Annotated in this window: 17 protein-coding genes and 2 pseudogenes; 11 read left to right on the top strand and 8 right to left on the bottom strand. The window is 68.0% G+C overall.

All coding sequences use genetic code 11. The annotated features are described in order from the left end of the window. Positions 1 to 108: 108 nt before the first annotated feature. Together LGR69_RS09810 and LGR69_RS09805 are read right to left on the bottom strand one after the other, a co-directional pair. Positions 109 to 2,820 carry an MGH1-like glycoside hydrolase domain-containing protein gene (locus LGR69_RS09810; protein ID WP_043378355.1) on the bottom strand — a complete coding sequence of 904 codons (2,712 nt, stop codon included), beginning with the start codon at positions 2,818 to 2,820 and terminating at the stop codon, positions 109 to 111. Positions 2,821 to 2,831: 11 nt separating this feature from the next. Next, positions 2,832 to 4,769 carry an amylo-alpha-1,6-glucosidase gene (locus tag LGR69_RS09805; RefSeq protein ID WP_051975920.1) on the bottom strand — a complete coding sequence of 646 codons (1,938 nt, stop codon included), beginning with the start codon at positions 4,767 to 4,769 and terminating at the stop codon, positions 2,832 to 2,834. Positions 4,770 to 4,773: 4 nt separating this feature from the next. Here LGR69_RS09805 and LGR69_RS09800 point away from each other — a divergent pair, with 4 nt between their 5' ends. Together LGR69_RS09800 and LGR69_RS09795 are read left to right on the top strand one after the other, a co-directional pair. Further along, the gene (locus LGR69_RS09800) at positions 4,774 to 4,965 is read left to right on the top strand and encodes a hypothetical protein (RefSeq protein WP_179696869.1); all 192 of its coding nucleotides are present in this window, start codon (positions 4,774 to 4,776) and stop codon (positions 4,963 to 4,965) included. A gap of 36 nt (positions 4,966 to 5,001) precedes the next feature. Continuing rightward, positions 5,002 to 5,265, top strand: a complete 264-nt coding sequence (locus LGR69_RS09795; RefSeq protein ID WP_043378358.1) for a hypothetical protein — start codon at positions 5,002 to 5,004, stop codon at positions 5,263 to 5,265. Between the two features lie 7 nt (positions 5,266 to 5,272). Here LGR69_RS09795 and LGR69_RS09790 read toward each other — a convergent pair whose 3' ends face one another. From LGR69_RS09790 to LGR69_RS09775, 4 genes are all read right to left on the bottom strand, one after another. Beyond that, positions 5,273 to 5,500 carry a zf-HC2 domain-containing protein gene (locus tag LGR69_RS09790; RefSeq protein WP_043378361.1) on the bottom strand — a complete coding sequence of 76 codons (228 nt, stop codon included), beginning with the start codon at positions 5,498 to 5,500 and terminating at the stop codon, positions 5,273 to 5,275. Positions 5,501 to 5,526: 26 nt separating this feature from the next. Then, positions 5,527 to 6,189 (bottom strand): sigma-70 family RNA polymerase sigma factor, encoded by a 663-nt coding sequence (locus tag LGR69_RS09785; protein WP_230365905.1) that lies wholly within the window; start codon positions 6,187 to 6,189, stop codon positions 5,527 to 5,529. After that, positions 6,176 to 6,748 carry a chlorite dismutase family protein gene (locus LGR69_RS09780; protein ID WP_043378364.1) on the bottom strand — a complete coding sequence of 191 codons (573 nt, stop codon included), beginning with the start codon at positions 6,746 to 6,748 and terminating at the stop codon, positions 6,176 to 6,178. Before LGR69_RS09780 ends, LGR69_RS09785 begins: the two co-directional genes overlap by 14 nt. A 935-nt stretch (positions 6,749 to 7,683) precedes the next feature. After that, on the bottom strand, positions 7,684 to 8,595 hold the full coding sequence (locus LGR69_RS09775) for a LysR family transcriptional regulator (protein ID WP_043378370.1): 912 nt from the start codon (positions 8,593 to 8,595) through the stop codon (positions 7,684 to 7,686). A 306-nt stretch (positions 8,596 to 8,901) separates the two neighbouring features. Between LGR69_RS09775 and LGR69_RS09770 the strand changes: the two genes are divergently transcribed. From LGR69_RS09770 to LGR69_RS09740, 7 genes and pseudogenes are all read left to right on the top strand, one after another. Then, complete coding sequence (locus tag LGR69_RS09770) at positions 8,902 to 9,768, top strand: alpha/beta fold hydrolase (RefSeq protein WP_043378372.1); 867 nt, start codon at positions 8,902 to 8,904, stop codon at positions 9,766 to 9,768. A gap of 2 nt (positions 9,769 to 9,770) precedes the next feature. Further along, the gene (locus tag LGR69_RS09765; protein ID WP_043378923.1) at positions 9,771 to 10,703 is read left to right on the top strand and encodes a C-terminal binding protein; all 933 of its coding nucleotides are present in this window, start codon (positions 9,771 to 9,773) and stop codon (positions 10,701 to 10,703) included. Positions 10,704 to 10,721: 18 nt separating this feature from the next. Then, positions 10,722 to 11,297, top strand: a complete 576-nt coding sequence (locus LGR69_RS09760) for a carboxymuconolactone decarboxylase family protein (RefSeq protein ID WP_043378376.1) — start codon at positions 10,722 to 10,724, stop codon at positions 11,295 to 11,297. Between the two features lie 22 nt (positions 11,298 to 11,319). Continuing rightward, a complete protein-coding gene (locus LGR69_RS09755; RefSeq protein ID WP_051975893.1) occupies positions 11,320 to 12,042 on the top strand; it encodes a glutathione S-transferase family protein in 723 nt (240 codons plus the stop codon). Then, positions 12,039 to 12,734, top strand: a pseudogene (locus tag LGR69_RS09750) (glutathione S-transferase C-terminal domain-containing protein). Before LGR69_RS09755 ends, LGR69_RS09750 begins: the two are co-directional and overlap by 4 nt. A gap of 53 nt (positions 12,735 to 12,787) precedes the next feature. Next, a complete protein-coding gene (locus tag LGR69_RS09745; protein WP_043378379.1) occupies positions 12,788 to 13,141 on the top strand; it encodes an ABC transporter substrate-binding protein in 354 nt (117 codons plus the stop codon). Then, a protein-coding gene (locus LGR69_RS09740; RefSeq protein WP_089231281.1) for an IS3 family transposase occupies positions 13,110 to 14,278 on the top strand; the annotation gives its coding sequence in 2 pieces (ribosomal slippage) (positions 13,110 to 13,377 and positions 13,377 to 14,278; 1,170 coding nt in all). The genes LGR69_RS09745 and LGR69_RS09740 overlap by 32 nt, the downstream gene beginning before the upstream one ends. Before the next feature lie 69 nt (positions 14,279 to 14,347). Here the strand turns inward: LGR69_RS09740 and LGR69_RS32170 are convergent. Continuing rightward, a pseudogene (locus LGR69_RS32170) lies at positions 14,348 to 15,178 on the bottom strand (FAD-dependent oxidoreductase); the annotation flags it as partial. A 135-nt stretch (positions 15,179 to 15,313) separates the two neighbouring features. Here LGR69_RS32170 and LGR69_RS09730 point away from each other — a divergent pair. Then, entirely contained in the window at positions 15,314 to 15,985 is a 672-nt protein-coding gene (locus tag LGR69_RS09730) for a TetR/AcrR family transcriptional regulator (RefSeq protein ID WP_081948533.1), read from the top strand. A gap of 599 nt (positions 15,986 to 16,584) precedes the next feature. Next, positions 16,585 to 17,139: a GNAT family N-acetyltransferase gene (locus tag LGR69_RS09725; RefSeq protein ID WP_051975895.1), complete on the top strand. Its 555-nt coding sequence runs from the start codon at positions 16,585 to 16,587 to the stop codon at positions 17,137 to 17,139. 205 nt (positions 17,140 to 17,344) lie between these two features. On the opposite strand, the gene LGR69_RS09720 is transcribed toward LGR69_RS09725, so the two are convergent. Then, positions 17,345 to 18,163: a helix-turn-helix transcriptional regulator gene (locus tag LGR69_RS09720; RefSeq protein WP_043378391.1), complete on the bottom strand. Its 819-nt coding sequence runs from the start codon at positions 18,161 to 18,163 to the stop codon at positions 17,345 to 17,347. Positions 18,164 to 18,192: the final 29 nt, after the last annotated feature.

Here is an 18,192-nt window from a genome sequence, read left to right as displayed (position 1 = left end):
GGGAGCGGTCCTCCTTCATCTGCGCGCCGAACCAGCCGGCGATGGACGACTTCAGCGACGCGGTGTCTCCCCCGCAGGATAAGACACCGGAGCCGGGGGGCCCGATCGTCAGGACGGGATGGCGCGGGTGATCGGCAGTGCGGTGAGGCGCCCGGGCCTCAGGAGCAGTGCTACGAGGCCTGTCCAGCCCGTCTGATGCATCGCGCCGAGCCCTGCGCCGGTATCGCCGTGGAAGTACTCGTGAAACGGGATGCAGTCGCACACATGCGGATCGTCGGCGAGAGCGCCATAGGAGGCGAGCACCGGCCGGCGTCCATCTGGCCCGCGCAGGAATAGCCTGCAGAGGCGCTCGCTCAACTCGTCGGCGATCTCGGGCAGGCTGAGATAACGGCCGGAGCCGGTCGGGCACTCGAAGCGGGTGTCGTCGCCATAGAACGTCCCGAAGCGGTCGAGCGCCTCGATGAGGAGGATGTTAATCGGCATCCAGACCGGACCGCGCCAATTCGAGTTGCCCCCGAACGTGGCGGTCGTCGATTCCGCTGGTTCGTAGTCGACGGAGTAGCGGGCACCGCTCCAATCGAGAACGAACGGGTGCTCGGCATGCGCCTTCGACAGAGAGCGAATACCGTGGTCGGAGAAGAGCTCGGTCTCGTCGAGCATCCGCGCCAGAAGCGCCTTCATGCGGTGCCGGCGCAGCAGCGAGAGCAGCATCCGGTCGCCGCCCGGGCCGGGCGGCGGTCCCTCACCCTCGCCTTGGCTCCAGTGCGAGACCAAGGCGGCGAGGTCGGGACGGTTACGCAGCATCCACTCGGCCCGGCGCGCGAAGCCGGGGAATCGGTCGCGCAAGGAAATGTCGAGCACCTCGACGGCGCAAAGCGGGATCAACCCGACCAGCGAGCGGACGCGCAACGGCAGCATCTTGCCGTCGGGCAGGTTCAGCACGTCGTAGAAGAATTCATCCGCCTCATCCCAGAGGCCGACCCCGCTGCCGCCGATGTCGGTCATCGCCTCGGCAATGTAGAGGAAGTGCTCGAAGAACTTGGTCGCGATGTCCTCGTAGACCGGGTCCTCGGCGGCCAGTTCAAGGGCGATCCGCATCAGGTTGAGCGTGTACATCGCCATCCAGGCGGTGCCGTCGGCCTGGTCGATGGTGCCGCCGGTGGGCAGCGGCGCCGAGCGGTCGAAGATGCCGATGTTATCCAGTCCGAGGAAGCCGCCCTGGAAGACGTTGCGCCCGTCCGCGTCCTTCCGGTTCACCCACCAGGTGAAGTTCAGCATCAGCTTGTGGAACACCCGCTCCAGGAATGTCCGGTCGGGTCGCCCGGTGAGCGCGGCGTCCATCTGGTAGACGCGCAACGCCGCCCAGGCATGAACCGGCGGGTTCACGTCGCCGAAGGCCCACTCGTAGGCCGGCAGCTGGCCGTTGGGGTGCATGTACCACTCGCGCGTCAGCAGCACGAGTTGGCCCTTGGCGAATTCTGGGTCAATCAGCGCGAAGGTCACGCAGTGGAAGGCGAGGTCCCAGGCCGCGTACCAGGGGTATTCCCAGGTGTCGGGCATCGAGACGATGTCGGCGTTGTTGAGGTGCGCCCACTCGCTGTCGCGTCCGTGTCGCCGCTCCGCTGGGGGCTCCGGCTGCGTCGGATCGCCCATCAGCCAGCGGCGCACGTCGAAGTGGTAGAATTGCTTCGACCAGAGCATGCCGGCCAGGGCCTGGCGCTGGACGAGGCGTGCGTCGGGGTCCGTCATGTCGCGTTGAAGGGCGGCGTAGAAGGCGTCGGCCTCCGCGACCCGACGCGCGAACACCGCCTCGAAACCCGCGTCGTCGAGACCCGGCGCGTCGGCCGGGGACAACCGGTAGCGCAAGACGATCGTCTCGCCGGCCATCAGCGTGTGGCGGCTCAGCGCCGCGCACTTGGTGCCCTCGTGGAGCGGGTTCACCCGCGTGCGGGTTCCCGCCACCACATCGTCGTTGATCGCGTCCTTGGGGTGGTACGATCCGCTCACGCCGAACAGGCGAGCAGTGTTGGTCTCGTTCTCGCAGAACAGGAACTCGGCCGGCTGTAGGGCCCTGAACAGCCGACAGGGACCCGCGGCGCGGGTCGCCTCGACGCTTGGCCCCTCGACGAGCCGGAGGAGCGGCCGCTTCGGATCCTCGCGCCACGACCACGTGTTGCGCGACCACAGATGGGGCAGGACGTGGATTTCGGCCGCTTCCGGCCCGCGATTGACGACCGAGACCCGCATCAGCACGTCGTCGGGGGCGGCCTTGGCGTACTCGACCGTGACGTCGAAGCAGCGGTTCTCCGCCAGTACACCGGTGTCGGCGAGCTCGTACTCGGGCATGTCGCGGCCCTTGCGCCGTCGGTTCTCGGCCACGAGCTCGGCGTAGGGAAACGCCGCGTGCGGGTACCTGTAGAGCATCCGCATGTACGAGTGCGTCGGCGTGCCGTCGAGGAGCCAGTAGAGTTCCTTCATGTCTTCGCCGTGGTTGCCCTCCTCGTTGGTCAAGCCGAACATCCGCTCCTTGAGGATTGGGTCCCGCCCGTTCCAGAGGGCCAGCGCGAGACACCAGAGCTGCTTGTCGTCGCTGAACCCGGCGATGCCGTCCTCGCCCCAGCGGTAGGCCCGCGAGCGCGCGTGATCATGGGGCAGGTAGTCCCAGGCGGTGCCGTCCCGGCTGTAATCCTCGCGGACCGTCCCCCATTGCCGCTCGGCGAGATACGGTCCCCAGCGGTGCCACCCGTCCGCGGCACAGGCCCGAAGACGGCGTCCTTCCTCGGTCTCGAACAGGTGGGATGCGTTCGGGCCCTCAGGCATTGCGGTCTCCCTCAGAACGCTTTGAGGCCGAGCATCCGGCGCAGGCGGATATATTCGCCAAGCGACCAGGCCTGGAACGGGCAGCCGCCGGGTCGATAGGGCGCATCGCCGTCGGCGACTTCGCTGACATGACCGAGGCCGGCCTCGCCGAGGTGCTGCTCCAGCGGCGGCAGAAAGCGAGCCCGCCCCTCCGTCAGGGCCGCCTCGCTGCGGCCGCGGACCGAGAGCCACGCGTCGACGAAGGGACCGAGCAGCCAGGGCCAGACCGTGCCCTGGTGGTACGCACCGTCTCGCGTCCGCGCGTCGCCCCCGTAATGACCGGCATAGGCGGGATCGTCCGGCGACAGGGTGCGCAGGCCGAGCGGCGTCAGAAGCCTGTGCTCGACCGCATCGACGACGGATTTGGCGAGCTCCCCAGTCAGGAGCGGAAACGGGAGACCGCCGACGCAGAAGATCTGGTTCGGACGCACCGCCGCATCGTGCGTGCCGGGGACGTGGTCGACATCGACGACGTCGAATAAGCCACCCACCGGGTTTGGAAATTTCTGCGCGAAGCTCGCTCGCGCCGCGGTCTCGGCCTCGGAGAAGCGCGGCTCCCACAGCGTCGCCGCGATGTGGAGGGCGTTGATCCAGAGGGCCTGGATCTCGACCGGCTTGCCGATACGGGGCGTGACCACCCAATCGCCGACCTTGGCGTCCATCCACGTGAGTTGCCATCCGGGCTGACCGGCCGCGATCAGACCATCCGCATCGGCCCGGATGCCGAAACGGGTACCGGCAGCGTAGCCATCGAGGATCGCGAGGCAGGCTGTACGCAGAGCTGGCTCGGACTGGACGGAGCGCCCAACCAGCCTGCAGGCTGCCAAGAAGTCGTACACGCTGACCACGTACCAGAGCGAGGCGTCGACGGAATTGTATTCCGGTACCTCGCCGGAATCCGGGAAACGGTTGGGCATCATGCCCTCGCTGACGACGCCCGCCCAGGCTCTGAGGATGCTCTCCGCGGTGTCGAGTTCGCCGGTCGCCAGCAGCAGGCCGCGCAGCGCGATGAAGGTGTCACGCCCCCAATCCGTAAACCAGGGGAAGCCTGCCACCAGGGTACTGCCCCGTCCTCGATCAACCCGGTAGCTCAGGGCACTTCGGCGAAGATCCGGACCGGCCCGCGTCGCGCGCGCCGCGGCGATCATCCGGTCAGCCAAGGCTCGGACGCGGACCGGCCCGCTCTCGCCAGCGCGTAGCAGCATCAGCCCGGGCTCGGGCCCCGCGAGATCGAAGCGAAAGCTGCCGGGCGCGGCGAGATCCTCGACGCAGTCGAGTCCCCGCGCCCGCTCCGCCGCGTAGAGGAACTGGCGATACCAGTCCGGTTCATGTCGATAGGTGCCCGTGGTCAGGGCGGAGATCGCCGGTCGATCCGGATAGGGATGCCACGTGACGCAGGTTCCGGTCTCCGCGCCGCCGATTTGTGGCTTGAAGTCGAAAGCGGGATTTGCGGTTTGCAGGCTGTGATAGTCCCGTCCCGAGAGCAGCGGGACGACGACGAGCGTGCAAGGACCAGCGCCTGAGATCCGCCGCCATCGCAGCAGCGTGTCGCAGGCATCGGGATCAACCAAGATCTCCTGGGTGATCTCGGTGCCATCCGGCAGGCCGAATGTCCATGACGGCCAGGGCTCGTGAGTGAAGCTCGTAATTCGCTCAAAACCGCGCGGATGGATCACGTCCGGCAGGTAGCGCTGGGCGCTGAGATCGGTGTGTCCGGCCGCGGTCTCGATCCAGGCCTCGATGCCGTTGACGAGCACCGTCCGCCCGGTCGGCGGATTCGCCGCCGTGAGCAGGAGCGCGTGGTAGCGGCGTGTCCGGACGCCCGAAACGGTGCCCGAGGCGAAACCGCCGAGCCCGTCGGCCTCCAGCCACTCGAACGCCTCGCCCGGCAGGGGTATCGCGTCAGGCATCCCGGTGTCCCGCTCCGTCCGCGCGGCATCCGGCGTGCGCAGCCGCACGCGGATCCGGCCTCCTGCAGGCACTCAGGATCATGGCGCGATCGACGCGCCGCGGAGAACCTCGATGTTCGATCCAGCCCGCGCCCTTCCTCCGATCGTCGGCGCGATCGCGGCCTTCTTCAGCCTGATGGTCGTCGCCTTCGTCTGAACGCTTCCCGCTCCAAACCACGTAGGGACAAAGATCATGACCCGCCCCGCTTTCGCCGCCATCGCTCTCATCACCTTCGCTGCGTTCCCGGTCAGTGCCGCGCCGGTCGACCATTTGCCGGCCGCGGTCGGCTCGGCATCGACGATGCCACAGGCGCTGTTCCGCCAAGTGACGTCGAACGGTACGACGAAGCCGGGGGGCTCGGCCCTCGACGGGCGCAGTGGGACCACCGCGGCGCTCGACCGGAAGAGTCGCGCTCTGCACAACCTGATCGCGACCTCGATCTGTACCGGTTGCTGACCGGCGCTCACCGCGATGCCTCCCGCAGGGCCGCCACGAGTTCGTCCTCGCGGGCGGCGTCGAGGGGCGGAGGCGGGAGCCGGCCGAGAGCGTCGCGCGTGAGCGCGATCTGCCGCACGAAACGCCGGCAATTCCTGCAGGTCGCGAGATGAAGCCGGATGCGCCATCGAACGCGTCCGGACACCTCCGCGTCCACGAACGCGCCTGCCTGCTCCGCCGCCTCTCGACACCGCATCCGATCATCCTCGCCCGTTCCGCTCGTCACGCTCGCGCCGCGTCGCGGGTCAACGCCTCGAACACCCGTCGGATCTTCAGCCTCGCTCGATCGAGCAGCACGCGCTGACGCGCCTCGCCGAGGCCGAGCAACTCCTCCGTCTCGCGCGGGCCGAAACCCTCGATGTCGCGATGCCGGATCACGGCGGCCTCGTCCGGCGGCAGAGCGGCGATGGCCGCCTCGACCGCTTGCCAGACCTGCCGCCCCGCGAGCCCGCGCTCCAAGTCGATCTCGCTCCAGTGCCAGGGCGCCTCACGCCAGTGGCCGTCGGCGAGGAAGGCATCGGCGTCGAAACCGGATCCCTCGTCCTCGTCATGCCGTGGCGTGAGTTCCGCGAAGGTCGCGGTGCGCCTGGCGGAGACCGAGGCCTTGCGCGCGATGTTCAGGACGATCCCGGTCAGCCACGTGCGCAGCGACGAGCGCGCCTCGAATCCCGCGATGTTGCGCATCACCGCGATCCAGGCCTCCTGCACCGCCTCCTCCGCCGCCTCCCGCGTCAGGTGTGCGCCACGGGCGATCGCCACGAGCCGCACGTGATAGCGCCGCACGAGGATCCGGAAAGCGGCCTCCTCGCCGAGCCGAAGCCGCGGAAGCAGCAGGTCGTCGCTCGGTTCCAGATCGGCCGTCATCACCGGATCAGCCTGGCGCATCACGGGTCAACCTGATGTCGACCTCGCGCTCGACGAAGGTCCACTCGCGGGTAGCGCGTAGCGCTGCGACGAGCGCCTCGAAGGCTACCTCGTGCTCCGGCGGGAACTCGAACCACGTCAGGAAATCGAACGGCTCGCCGAGGTCACGACTGTGGTGGAGTCGCCGTGCGATCGCCGGCAGGTAGCCGAGGCCGATGCTCGTGTGGTGCGAGGTTTCCTCGAAGATCGCCCGGCGCTCGTCCTGAGCCAGCTCCCACCAGCGCGCCGACTTCCTGATCGGGATCAGGGCGGCCCGCGTCGCCGAAGGTCGATCGAGAGGTGGCTGCACGGCGCGTAGCCGCTGCGCCTCGTTGCTGGTTGTATAGCGCAGATTGCTCACCACCCCGCGCAAGCGCCAGATCGTGCCGGTCGAAGGACCGGTCCGCTGTCCCATGTTGCCGATCGGAAGGCTGACGGAAAGGCGGGTTGCGCTGGGCAGACGCTCCCCAAGCGGCGACTCCGCGCGCGTCACCCGCCAAGGGCCTGCATCGCCACCCGCGAACTCGATCAGGTCGATCATTCCGCCATCCTCTCGGTAAAGGCCGCTTCGCTTGCAAGGCTCGCCGCGTTACACAGTCGAAGGCAGTCAACATCTTCCCCGCCCTGAAGGACGAGGATTTTCGGAGACCGTGAGATCTCGTGCAGTTGACGCTTCATAGGGCCGCTGATGCAAACCCTCCACGTTGAGCAAAGGTGTGTTCCATCTCCGACGAATATCAAACGCCGCGTTCGTGTCGGCAAGAACGTGGCGAGAAGGATAGGTCGGAGAAGGTTTCATTTGTCGAGGCACCATTTCTATCGGGTGGGCCAGATCCTGTGTTTCGTGCCGATCCGCAGCGGCGATGATCGGGCCCTTGCCTGCGGCGAGGCGGGCAGTGTACGCGGCGCGTCGTCTGGGACTGCGCCCTCGACCGGGACTTGTCACCCGGCCGAGTGGGCTGCTTGAGGGGGTGAAACAGCCGGGAGACCGATAGGAGCACCTGATGCATTCCACACCGCAATCCGGATAGCCAAGAAACTCGTGGGCTCGTCACCCGGTGCAACGCCGGATGGGACGCACCGGGCCGTACGCGCCCATGAAGGGAGCGCATCAGGTCATGGCTTATCGGATCGGCTAAGGTCCGCGCGCTCGCTCCGCCCGTCGACGCAGACTTCGACCACCGCGATCCTGGTCCCGTTCCGTAGGATCGACGGTGGAAGGTTCGCGAAGACGCCGGCGTCGAAAGATCGGTCGACGACCCGCTCATCGGCCTTCCGCGGATACGTCCTCGCGAATCGGCCATCGGCATGGTCCCCGACCGTGCACACGACGAGGACCGCCGCAAACGCGTGGATCCGCGAGTCGGGCACTTGTACGACATCCCGACTCTCGTCGCTCATTCAAACGACCGATGATCGACCAGTTGCGGAAACTTTCCCTTCGAGCCGAGGTAAGGCCAAGCCCTTCGAACGCTCTCAACCGGCGCCAGAGATCCGTGCGTCCTGCAGAAATTCTCTTCTCAGGTAGTCGATGGCTGCCCGCACCTTGAGCGGAACGAACCGGCGCGACGGGTAGACGGCCTGCATCGGCAACGGCATCGGCCGGTGAGCGGGGAGGATGATCTTCACCCGTCCCGTCTCGATCTCGTCGCGGAACGCCCAGATCGGCACGACGCCGATGCCGAGGCCCGCGATGACGCCCTCGCGCACCCCTTCCGAATTGTTGACCCGGAAACGACCCGCGACGTCGACTGAGACGGGTCCATCCGGGCTCGTGAACGACCAGCGGTGGCCGGCGACGAGACGCGTGTAGACGATGCAGTCATGGGCGGCGAGGTCGCCCGGGCACGTGGGTTCGCCGCATTTCGCGAGATAGGCCGGGGCGGCGACCGTGACGCGCCGCGTGATCCCGATCCGTTTCGCGACGAGGCCCGGATCGGTGATCTCGCCGACCCGGATCGCGAGGTCGATCGCCTCCTCGACCAGGTCGGAGAAGGCGTCGTTCATGATGAGATCGACGCGGATGTCCGGGTAGCGCTCCGCGAACAGCGCAAGGCGCGGCACGACGTGCAGACGCCCGAACACGACCGGCACGGTGAGTCGCAGCGTTCCGGACGGCCGGCCCTTGCGCCTGCCGACCGCGGCTTCGGCCTCGGCCAGCGTCTCGAGCGACCGCAGGGCGTGTTCGTAGAAGACGCGACCGTCCTCCGTCACGGCGAGCGCGCGGGTCGTGCGGGTGATGAGCCGCGTGCCGAGATGCTGTTCCAGCGAAGCCACTTGCCGGCTGATCGTCGGCTGGGTGGTACAGAGCTCGGCCGCCACGGCGGTGAAGCTGCCGGCCTCCACGACCCGCACGTAGGTCCGCATGGCCGTGATCAGGTCGTTCATCCATACCGTCCCCGTATCGTCCGGAGCTCCGACACCCCGTAGCCGACCGCGGCGGACCGGTCACCGATGACTGCCGATCGAGGCGGTGGATTCCGGCGGGCGACGACGCCCGCGAGACCGACGCATCCTTCGGCACGCGCCGCTCGCTCGCGCCGCCACGGTCCCCGTCGCCACGGTCCCCGTCGCCACGAGCGCCCAGGATCTTCCAGCACGTACTCATACAGGTCGCGTATAGATCCTATTCCCGCGTCACCTCTTCTCACGACTCCCGGTTGTCCGCACGCTGGTTGCAAAGGGGAGACCCTCATGACTCCGGATGCACGGCACCATACGGCCCAGGTCAACGGCATCCGGATGCACTACCTCGACGCGGGTGCGGGCCCGGCCGTGCTGCTTCTGCACGGCTATCCGGAGACGCATTTCGCGCGGCGCCATCAGTGGCCCGTCCTGGCCGAGCGGTATCGAATCATCGCTCCGGATCTGCGCGGCTATGGCGCGACCGACAAGCCCGATACGGGATACGACAAGCGGTCGATGGCGGGAGACGTCCGGGCCCTGATGGCGCATTGCGGCATCGGGCGTGCCGCCCTCGTCGGTCACGACCGCGGCGCCCGTGTCGCGACACGGTTCGCCAAGGACTACCCGGAGGCCATCGACCGCCTCGTCGTGATCGACAACATACCGACGCGCGTGGTCTTCCAGGCCACGGACGCGCGGCTCGCCAAGCTCTATTGGTTCTTCTACTTCCAGCAGGTGCCGCATCTTCCGGAGGCGCTGGTCGCAGGGCGCGAGGAGATGTTCCTGCGGCACTTCTTCGATAGCTGGTCCTACGCGCCGGGTGCGATCGGCGAGGAGGCGGTGGCGGAGTACGTCCGCGCCTATTCTCGGCCCGGCGCCTTCCGCGGCGCCTTCGCGGACTACCGGGCAGGACCGGTCGACCTCGCGCAGGACGAGGCCGACGCCGACCGGCTGATCGCGTGCCCGACCCTCGCGATCTGGGGCGCCGACTTCGACCTCGTGGGCCGGACCTTCGACGTCCTGGCCGTGTGGCAGGGCATGGCCGGAGACGTGCGCGGCGTCGCCATTCCGCAATGCGGGCACCTGCCTCCAGAGGAGCGGCCCGACCGCGTCAACGCGGAACTCCTTGCCATTCTCGAGCCGTGGCGGGGCTGACCATGACAAGGCGGAAGGTCGTCGTCACCGACCACGTATTCCCGAACCTGGAGCCCGAACGCGCAATCCTCGACGGCTTGGCCGATCTGGTCGTCGCGCCGTCCACGGACCCGCAAGCTCTGCTGGAGGTCTGCCGCGATGCCGACGCTCTGCTGAACTGCTACGCGAGGCTTCCGCCGACCCTCGTCCAGCAACTGGAGCGCTGCGCGATCATCGCGCGCTACGGCATCGGCGTGGACACGATCCCGCTGCCCACGACGCGGGACAAGGGCATCCGGGTGACCAATGTCCCGGACTACTGCATCGAAGAAGTCGCCGATCACACCCTGGCGCTGATGCTGGCGCTCGCCCGCGGGCTGGTCCGCGGGATCGACCAGACCCGCGCGGGCGTGTGGAACGTGGCCGCCGTCGCGCCTCTCCACCGCCTCCGCGGACGCACGCTCGTCCTGCTCGGGTTCGGGCGCATCGCGCGCGCCCTGGGCCTGGACATCCTCGTGTGCGACCCGTTCGTCCCTCAGGACCCGATCGCGGGGCTGGGGGCCCGCCGCGTCGAACGCGACGAGGCCTGGGAGGCGGCCGACATCCTCTCGCTCCACGTGCCGCTGGAGGCCGAGACGCACCACGTCGTCAACGCCGAGAGCTTGGCGCGGCTGAAGCCCGGGGCCCTCCTCGTCAACACCTCCCGCGGCGGCCTCGTCGACCTTCCCGCAGTGTGCGCGGCGCTGGCATCGGGGCGATTAGGCGGCGCCGCGCTTGATGTCCTCGAGACCGAGCCGCCGACGGCGGAGACTTGGATCGGGACCGTTCCCAACCTCATCGTGACGCCGCACCTCGCCTTCTACTCGGAGGAATCGCTGGTCGATCTCCAGAGGCGCACCGCCGAGGAGGTGGCCCCGGCGCTGCGCGGCGAGCCAGCCCTCAATCCCGTCCACTGATCGCAGGAAGGCACCGTCATGGACCTGACCATCCACACCCCCGGGACCGCGCCCGAGCGGTCGAAGCCGATCGCGGCCGACTCGCTCGAGCGCTACGGCTTCCTGCCGAACCTGCACGGGATCATGGCCGAGTCGCCGGTTATGTACGAAATCTATCGGCAGACCGGCGCGACCTTTGCCAGGCGCACCCTGTCCGTGCTCGAACGCCAGATCGTCCTGCGGGCGATCGACTACGAGAACGAGTGCCATCACTGCATGGCGGTGCACTCGCCGATCGCCACGCGCGAGAGGATTCCCGGGGCAATCCTGTCCGCGCTGCGCCACGGCGACCCGCTGGCCGACCCGAAGCTCGAGACGCTGCGCAGCTTCGCCGCCGCCATGACCCGGACTCGCGGCCAAGTCGGGCAGGCCGAGCTCGATCGCTTCGAAGCGGCGGGCTACACGCGGGAGAACCTGATCGAGGCGATCGTCGCCATCGGGTACGAGGTGCTCGGCAACGACATCGATCACGTCGCGGCCACGCCCCTCGACGCGGCGTTCGAGGCCTACGCGTGGAGCAAGCCCGAACCCGTCCAGCAGGCCGACGCGGCCTGAATGGCGCGGTGGAACGGGTCCGATGGCGCTGAAGCTCTACGATCTCGCGGCGGCCGACGAGCGCGTCCGGTTCAGTCCGTTCGTCTGGCGCGTGCGTCTGGCGCTTGCGCACAAGGGCCTCTCGGCTGACACGGTGCCGTGGCGCTTCACCGACAAGGCGACCATCGCCTTCTCGGGCCAGGATCGCGTTCCCGTCCTAGTGGACGAAGGCGCGGTGATCGTCGATTCCTGGTCGATCGCCTGTCATCTCGACGCCAAGTATCCCGACCGGCCGTCCCTGCTGGGTCCGCGCGAGGCCCGAGCCGGGATCGTGTTCGTCAGGAACTGGTGCGACGGGGTCGTGATTCCCGGGATCGGGCGCCAGATCGTGCTGGACGTCTGGACCATCCTGCACGAGCGCGACCAAGAATACTTCAGGCGCACGCGGGAGGCGCGGTTCGGGGCGACGCTCGAGGCGGTCGCGGCGGGCGCCGATCAGGCCCTGCCCGCCTTCCGGGCCTCCCTCGAGCCGCTCCGCGCGACCATCCGGTCGCAACCCTTCCTGGGGGGCGAGCGCCCGAACTTTGCCGACTACATCGTATTCGCCGCGTTCCAGTGGGCTCGATGCTCGTCGCCGCGCGGACTCCTGGCGGCGGACGACCCGGTCGCGGCCTGGCGCGACCGGTCGCTCGCCCTCTTCGACGGCCTGGCTGCGAGGGCGGCTCGCGCCCACCTCTCCAACGAAGGATCGGATTCTCCGCCATGATCGACGTGCATTTCTGGACGACCCCGAACGGCTACAAGATCCTGCTGGCGCTGGAGGAGGCTGGAGCGGCCTACCGGATCGTGCCGGTCAACATCAGCGAGGGCCGGCAGTTCGAACCCGACTTTCTGCGCATCTCCCCGAACGGCCGCATGCCGGCCATCGTCGATCACGCGCCGGCCGACGGCGGCGAGCCCGTTCCGGTCTTCGAGTCCGGCGCGATCCTGATCTACCTCGCCGAGAAGCTCGGCGGCCTGATGCCCGACGACCGGCGCAGCCGCAAGACCACGCTGGAATGGCTGATGTGGCAGATGGGCGGGCTCGGCCCCATGCTCGGCCAGAATCACCATTTCAGCCACTACGCGCCCGAGCGCATTCCCTATGCGATAGAACGCTACGTCAAGGAGACGTCGCGCCTCTACGGGGTCCTCGACGAGCGATTGGCCGATCGCCCCTTCATCGTAGGCGACGCATACGGCATCGCCGACATGGCGGCCTACCCGTGATGCCTGCTGTGGGAACGGCAGGGTCAGCGGATCGAGGAGTACCCGAACGTCCGCCGTTGGCTCGATGCCCTGGCGGTGCGCCCCTCCGTGCAGCGCGCCTACGCGGCCGGTAAGGCCGTCAACTCGACTCCGACCGTCACCGAGGAGTCGAAGGCCATCCTGTTCGGCCAGGGACGCCGCGGCGGCTGAGCGCCGCGACCACGCTTCCGAAGCCCGAGCGTCACGACACGGGGAGGACGACCATGACCGGACGGTTCGGCGCGCGCGGCCGCGCCGCCGCGTTCCGCGCGCTCGCGGCGGCCCTCGTCCCGACCGGTGCTCCGGCCGCGGAGGCCTTCTCCGACGGCGTCGTCAAGATCGGTGTGCTCGGCGACCGATCGAGCGTCTACGCGGACAAGTCGGGCGCGGGCTCGGAGCTGGCCGCCCGCATGACCGCGGAGGAGGCGGCGGCGCTGTTGCCCGGGGTCGCCATCCGGATCGTCGGCGCCGACCACCAGAACAAGCCCGACATTGGACTTGCCTCGCAAAAGTGGAGAGCTCTTTTCCTGAAGGAGGAGGGTTCCGATGTCAGACCGGAAGCAAACCTTTACCCCTGAGTTTCGTGCCGAGGCGGTGCGACTGGCGCAGACGAGCGGGCGGTCCCGCCGGGAAGTCGCCGCCGATCTAGGCGTCGGGCTCTCGACGCTGCGCAACTGGATCGACGGCCGACGTGAGCGGGAGATGGACCACCCGCCGGCGGAACGGCAGGAGGACATGGCCGCCGAGCTCAAGCGCCTGCGCCGCGAGAACGAGGTGCTGCGCCAGGAGCGGGAGATCCTGAAGCGGGCCACGGCTTTTTTCGCCAAAGAGGGAAGTCGATGAGGTTCCGCCTCGTCGACGCGGCGAAGAAGGACTTCCCGGTCGCGCGCCTGTGCAAGGTCCTCGACGTCAGTCCGAGCGGCTACTTTGCCTGGAAGAATCGTCCGGCTTCGGCACGGCAGCGCGAGGACCTCGTGCTGCTTGCCCATGTTCGCTCCGCCTTCACGCTCTCGCACGAGACGTATGGCAGCCCGCGCATGACGCATGAGTTGCGCGAGCAGGGCTTGGCGGCAGGCCGGCGACGCGTGGCCCGGCTGATGCGGGAGAACGGGCTCAAGGCCCGCCAGCCGCGCCGCTTCCGACGCACGACGGACAGCGGCCACGCCTTCCCGATCGCGCCCAACCACCTCGACCAGGACTTCACGGCGGCTGGGCCGGATCGGAAGTGGGGGAGCGACATCTCCTACATCTGGACGCGGGAGGGCTGGCTGTACCTGGCGGTGGTCCTCGACCTGTACTCTCGACGGGTCGTGGGCTGGGCGGTGGGCGACCGTCTTCACAAGGAGCTCGCGCTGACTGCGCTGCGACGTGCCCTCGTCGTCCGGCAGCCCGGACCAGGTTTGCTGCATCATTCCGACCGCGGCAGTCAGTACTGTGCGAATGAGTATCAGGCGGAACTACGAGGACATGGCATCGTGATTTCGATGTCTGGCAAGGGGAATTGCTTTGACAACGCGATGGTCGAGACGTTCTTCAAGACGCTGAAGAGCGAACTGGTCTGGCGCACCGCCTTCCAGACGCGAGCCGAGGCCATCGACGCGCTGGCCCGTTACATCGATGGCTTCTACAATCCCCGACGCCGTCACTCGGCGCTCGGCTTCACCAGCCCCACCCAATTCGAAAGGGGCATCGCCCACCACACCGCTCTCCACTAAACTGAAGCAAGTCCAATCGCGGATGCCCGTGTTCAGACCTTGCCCGCCGGCCGGGCTGTTGAGGTGCGCGGCGTCCCCCGCCAGCAGCACGCGCCCGCTCCGGAAATGAGGCGCCACGCGCTCGTGCTTGCGGTAGGCCGAGGTCCACACCGTCTTCCGCCAGGCCCCCTCGCCGAACAGAACCTCTGTCAGCTCTCGCGCGTGATCGGCGAGCTCGGCGTCCGTCAGCGTGTCGGGAATGCCCTGCTCGATCAAGCGCCATATCCGCGGCGCATACCGGATCGACATAAGGAGCGACGGGCGATCGGGCTCGGCGAGCCACCCGTCCGCGGTGTCCGCCTCCTCGCTCACCTCGACATCGGCAAGGACGGCTCGAGTCGCGTAGGTCTTACCCTGCAACTCCCAGCCGAGCTGCTGCCGAACGCTGCTGTGGGAACCGTCCGCCCCCACGAGGAATCGCGCCTCGACGACGCTCTCGACGCCTTCCCCTTCGCGAAGACGAACATGCACGCACCCGCCGGCCTCATCGTCCTCGAATCGAACGAACGAGCATCCCATACGCAGCTCGATCCTGTCGTTGCGCTGGGCGTGCTCGAAGAGGACGCGCTCCGTGCGGTTCTGAGGGATGGCGAGCAAGTAGTTACACTGCGTGATCGGGTCGTAGGTTCCGAAGTCGAAGTCGATGAGGGTCTTGCGGTCTGACGCGCGGCGCAGCCGGAGGTGGGACGACTGCTCGCCGCTGACGATCAAATCCTCGACCACGCCGAGCGACCGAAAGATTTCCAGCGTCCGTGGAAACAGCGCGATTGCGCGGGAGTGAGTGTCCAGCTCCCGCTTCTGATCGACGACGATGCTCCTGACGCCCCCTCTTCGCGAGGCCGAGAGCGAGCGTGAGGCCAACGGGGCCGGCGCCGCAGATAAGGACTTCGGTGCTTTGAGGAAGGGACGACACGATGATCTCCTCGGATCATTGCCACGGCGCCGCGACCCGCTATGTTGTCAGCGACAACACACAACTGGGAGCCTTTGTAGGCTGTGTCAACATTGGATCGCGAATCCTGCTGCCCATCCGGCGCGCGGCGTTACCATCACGGTAACCTGCGCGATGCGCTGCTCGAACGGGCGGCCGAGGTGATAGGTGCGGAGGGAATCGAGGCGCTGAGTCTGCGGGCGCTCGCCCGCGACCTCGGCGTCTCGCACGCTGCACCCGGCAGACACTTCCAGACCCGGACGGACCTCCTCGCCGCGCTGGCGGAGGACGGCGTGGACAGGCTGATCGCGGCGACTGAGTCGGCGATGGCCGCATCGGGCGGTGATCCGGTCGAACAGCTTCGCTCGCTCGCCAGCGCCTATCTGCAATGGGCCAACGAACACCCCGCACACTACAACGCGGTCCGGAACCCGGAGGTCGTCCGATGCGCGAGCCCGGGCCTTAAGGCCAAGATGATGCGGTTCGCCGAGAAGCAGAGGGCAACTTTGCGGCAGGCGCAGGCCGCAGGATGGATGGTCGAGGTGGACCTCGACCTCCTGATGTTCCAGTTCGTGGCGACCCTGGTCGGGTCGGCCACGGTGATCTCCGATCCGCTCTATCGTGAGGTGCTCGGACCGATCTGCGCGCCCGACCGCGTGGGTGACATCGTCGAGCGCGCCTTCCCCCGGATGACGGCATCGCCCCGATTCGGCGAGCAGGCCAGGACGCGCGGCTGAGCAGCACCGGCATTGCGCGACCAGGTCCCGGAGAATGCAGCCACAGCAACGATCGGGGTTCACGATGGCATACGAGAAAGGCGCAGCCGCCGTTCTCCGCAACGGCTCGGCCGGAGGTTCCCGCCTCGGGCGGAGCGGGTCGTCGGCGGCAGCACCGAGAGCGCGACGCGCGTGAGGAAGAACGATCCGCCCCAACGTACGGATAGGGCGAGCAGAATCGTCTGCTCGGACGCGGTCATGCTGCGGTTCACGGAAGTGGACTTGGCGGGACGGTTCAGTCGCGGAAGGCCATCCGGTCTGCACCGCGTCCACGGGGTCGCGCATCCCGCTTCTTGCGCCGCAATCTCGATCGATCTGCCGGCGCCCGGCGGCTCAAGCCGTGATCGCCTGGTTGGGCCACAGCCAAGAGCACGGCGTTATTGGACGATCCAGCCCGCAGGCTCGGGAGACCGCCGAGAAGCGCCGGCGCGGTTGTTCGTTCATCGGATGCCTTCACCCATGACAGGCGGATCGGTCGGGTCGCGGAGGACTCCAGACCAGGAATGGCGAGGGTTGGATAACATGATGTCGGCGCACCGCCCGGGGGACTAAGCTGAACGATGACGCACGATCTGCGACAGACGGATGGGGCGCCCGAGGTCTCGACGCATCCGCCCGAAGTGACCCTCGTGGCCGGCTACCAGAGCGGTGCTCTCGCGCGCTGCACGGAGATGCACGCCCAGCACTACGCGAGGATTGCGGGGTTCGGACGCGCGTTCGAGGCACGCATCGCCGCAGGTCTGGCCGATTTCGCAGATCGACTCGATCATCCCTGCAACGGCCTCTGGCTCGCGGTTCGCCGGGGGCAGATCGTCGGCACGGTGGCCATCGACGGCGAGGACATCGGCGCGGGCATCGCGCATCTGCGCTGGTTCATCGTCGATGACGGATTGCGCGGTGGCGGCGTCGGCAGAAGGCTGTTGACCGCCGCTGTGGGCTTCTGCGAGCTGCGGGCCTTCGACGCCGTCCACCTTTGGACGTTCCAGGGCCTACATGCCGCCCGTCACCTGTACGAGTCGCACGGCTTCCGGCTTGTAGAGGAGCGGCCCGGACAGCAATGGGGGGTAGAGGTGCTGGAGCAACGTTTCGCCCGGCCGATCACGCGGGCGGGCTGACCCTCAGACGCAACGGCGCTCAATGGGCGGCGGCGTGTTCGCCTGACTTGGGTCGGAAGCGGAGCGTTCGCTGTTCCGGCGGCCCTTCTCCGAAGCGGGCGGACCGAATCGGCCAGCTCCTGCTGACGTCAAGGGGTAGCTGAACGCCTTGGACGGGTGGATTTCCGCCCGACCGCTCCCGGAGGGCGGATGCATCAAAGCAGGCTTACTCAGGAGATGCGCTGTCCTGTTGTTCGCGCGGTGAGTGCCCGACGATGCGGGAGAACACCCGCGAAAACGCAGCGGGGCTGTCGTAGCCGACCTCCGCGGCCACGCTCTTGACAGACTTGCCCTTGGCGAGGCGCTGGCGCGCCACTGTCATCCGCCAGAGCGTGAGATAGTCGATCGGTGTCCGGCCGACAACGACGCGGAAGCGCTCCGCGAAACGGGTGCGCGACATGCCGGCCACCTCGGCGAGGTTCTCGAGCGACCAAGGCTTGCCCGGCGCCTCGTGCAGCGCGGTGAGCGCACGCGCCAGCCGGGTGTCGGCGAGCCCCGCGAGGACGCCGCCGTCGACGAGACCGCTCCTCACCACGTGCCGCACGATCAGTATCAGCAGGTAATCGAACAGCCGGTCGAGCGCCGTCTGCCGGCCGTCGCCCTCCGCGAAGGCCTCGTCGACGATCAGGTCGCAGGTCGGCCCGAGCGCGGGATGGCTGGCGAGCGGCAGCACCACGAACGCCGGCAGCCCCTCGCCGATCGGGCTACCCGCTTCGCCGCCGAGGTCGACGGCAGCGCAGGCAAGGTCGGCGCCACGCTCGGGGTCGACGAGAAAGCGGTGGGTGCGGCTGCGCGGGAAGAACAGCAGCGTCGGCTCTGAGAGCATAAGGTCGGGCTCGCCACGTTGCGCGAGCGTCAGCGTGCCGGCGTTGAGGAAGTGCAGATGGCCGCCTTCGGCGAATTCTACCGCCTGGCATAGGTTGCCCGTGAAGAAGGTCCGCGCGGTGGGCGTGGCGTGGGCGAAGAGGGCGGCGAGGTGATCCATCGGGACGATCGGCAACGTTCTCGGGACCT

The organism is Methylobacterium brachiatum (assembly GCF_020523825.1).
In the GTDB taxonomy this organism is placed as follows: domain Bacteria; phylum Pseudomonadota; class Alphaproteobacteria; order Rhizobiales; family Beijerinckiaceae; genus Methylobacterium; species Methylobacterium brachiatum.
Note: the sequence above shows the minus strand (reverse complement) of the source record. Positions and strands in the feature narration are given on the sequence as shown.

Coding starts and splice junctions, on each gene's coding strand:
- LGR69_RS09810 (WP_043378355.1), bottom strand. CDS start 2,820: ATGCCTGAGGGCCCGAACGCATCCCACCTGTTCGAGACCGAGGAAGGA.
- LGR69_RS09805 (WP_051975920.1), bottom strand. CDS start 4,769: ATGCCTGACGCGATACCCCTGCCGGGCGAGGCGTTCGAGTGGCTGGAG.
- LGR69_RS09795 (WP_043378358.1), top strand. CDS start 5,002: ATGACCCGCCCCGCTTTCGCCGCCATCGCTCTCATCACCTTCGCTGCG.
- LGR69_RS09790 (WP_043378361.1), bottom strand. CDS start 5,500: ATGCGGTGTCGAGAGGCGGCGGAGCAGGCAGGCGCGTTCGTGGACGCG.
- LGR69_RS09785 (WP_230365905.1), bottom strand. CDS start 6,189: ATGCGCCAGGCTGATCCGGTGATGACGGCCGATCTGGAACCGAGCGAC.
- LGR69_RS09780 (WP_043378364.1), bottom strand. CDS start 6,748: ATGATCGACCTGATCGAGTTCGCGGGTGGCGATGCAGGCCCTTGGCGG.
- LGR69_RS09775 (WP_043378370.1), bottom strand. CDS start 8,595: ATGAACGACCTGATCACGGCCATGCGGACCTACGTGCGGGTCGTGGAG.
- LGR69_RS09770 (WP_043378372.1), top strand. CDS start 8,902: ATGACTCCGGATGCACGGCACCATACGGCCCAGGTCAACGGCATCCGG.
- LGR69_RS09765 (WP_043378923.1), top strand. CDS start 9,771: ATGACAAGGCGGAAGGTCGTCGTCACCGACCACGTATTCCCGAACCTG.
- LGR69_RS09760 (WP_043378376.1), top strand. CDS start 10,722: ATGGACCTGACCATCCACACCCCCGGGACCGCGCCCGAGCGGTCGAAG.
- LGR69_RS09755 (WP_051975893.1), top strand. CDS start 11,320: ATGGCGCTGAAGCTCTACGATCTCGCGGCGGCCGACGAGCGCGTCCGG.
- LGR69_RS09745 (WP_043378379.1), top strand. CDS start 12,788: ATGACCGGACGGTTCGGCGCGCGCGGCCGCGCCGCCGCGTTCCGCGCG.
- LGR69_RS09725 (WP_051975895.1), top strand. CDS start 16,585: ATGACGCACGATCTGCGACAGACGGATGGGGCGCCCGAGGTCTCGACG.
- LGR69_RS09720 (WP_043378391.1), bottom strand. CDS start 18,163: ATGGATCACCTCGCCGCCCTCTTCGCCCACGCCACGCCCACCGCGCGG.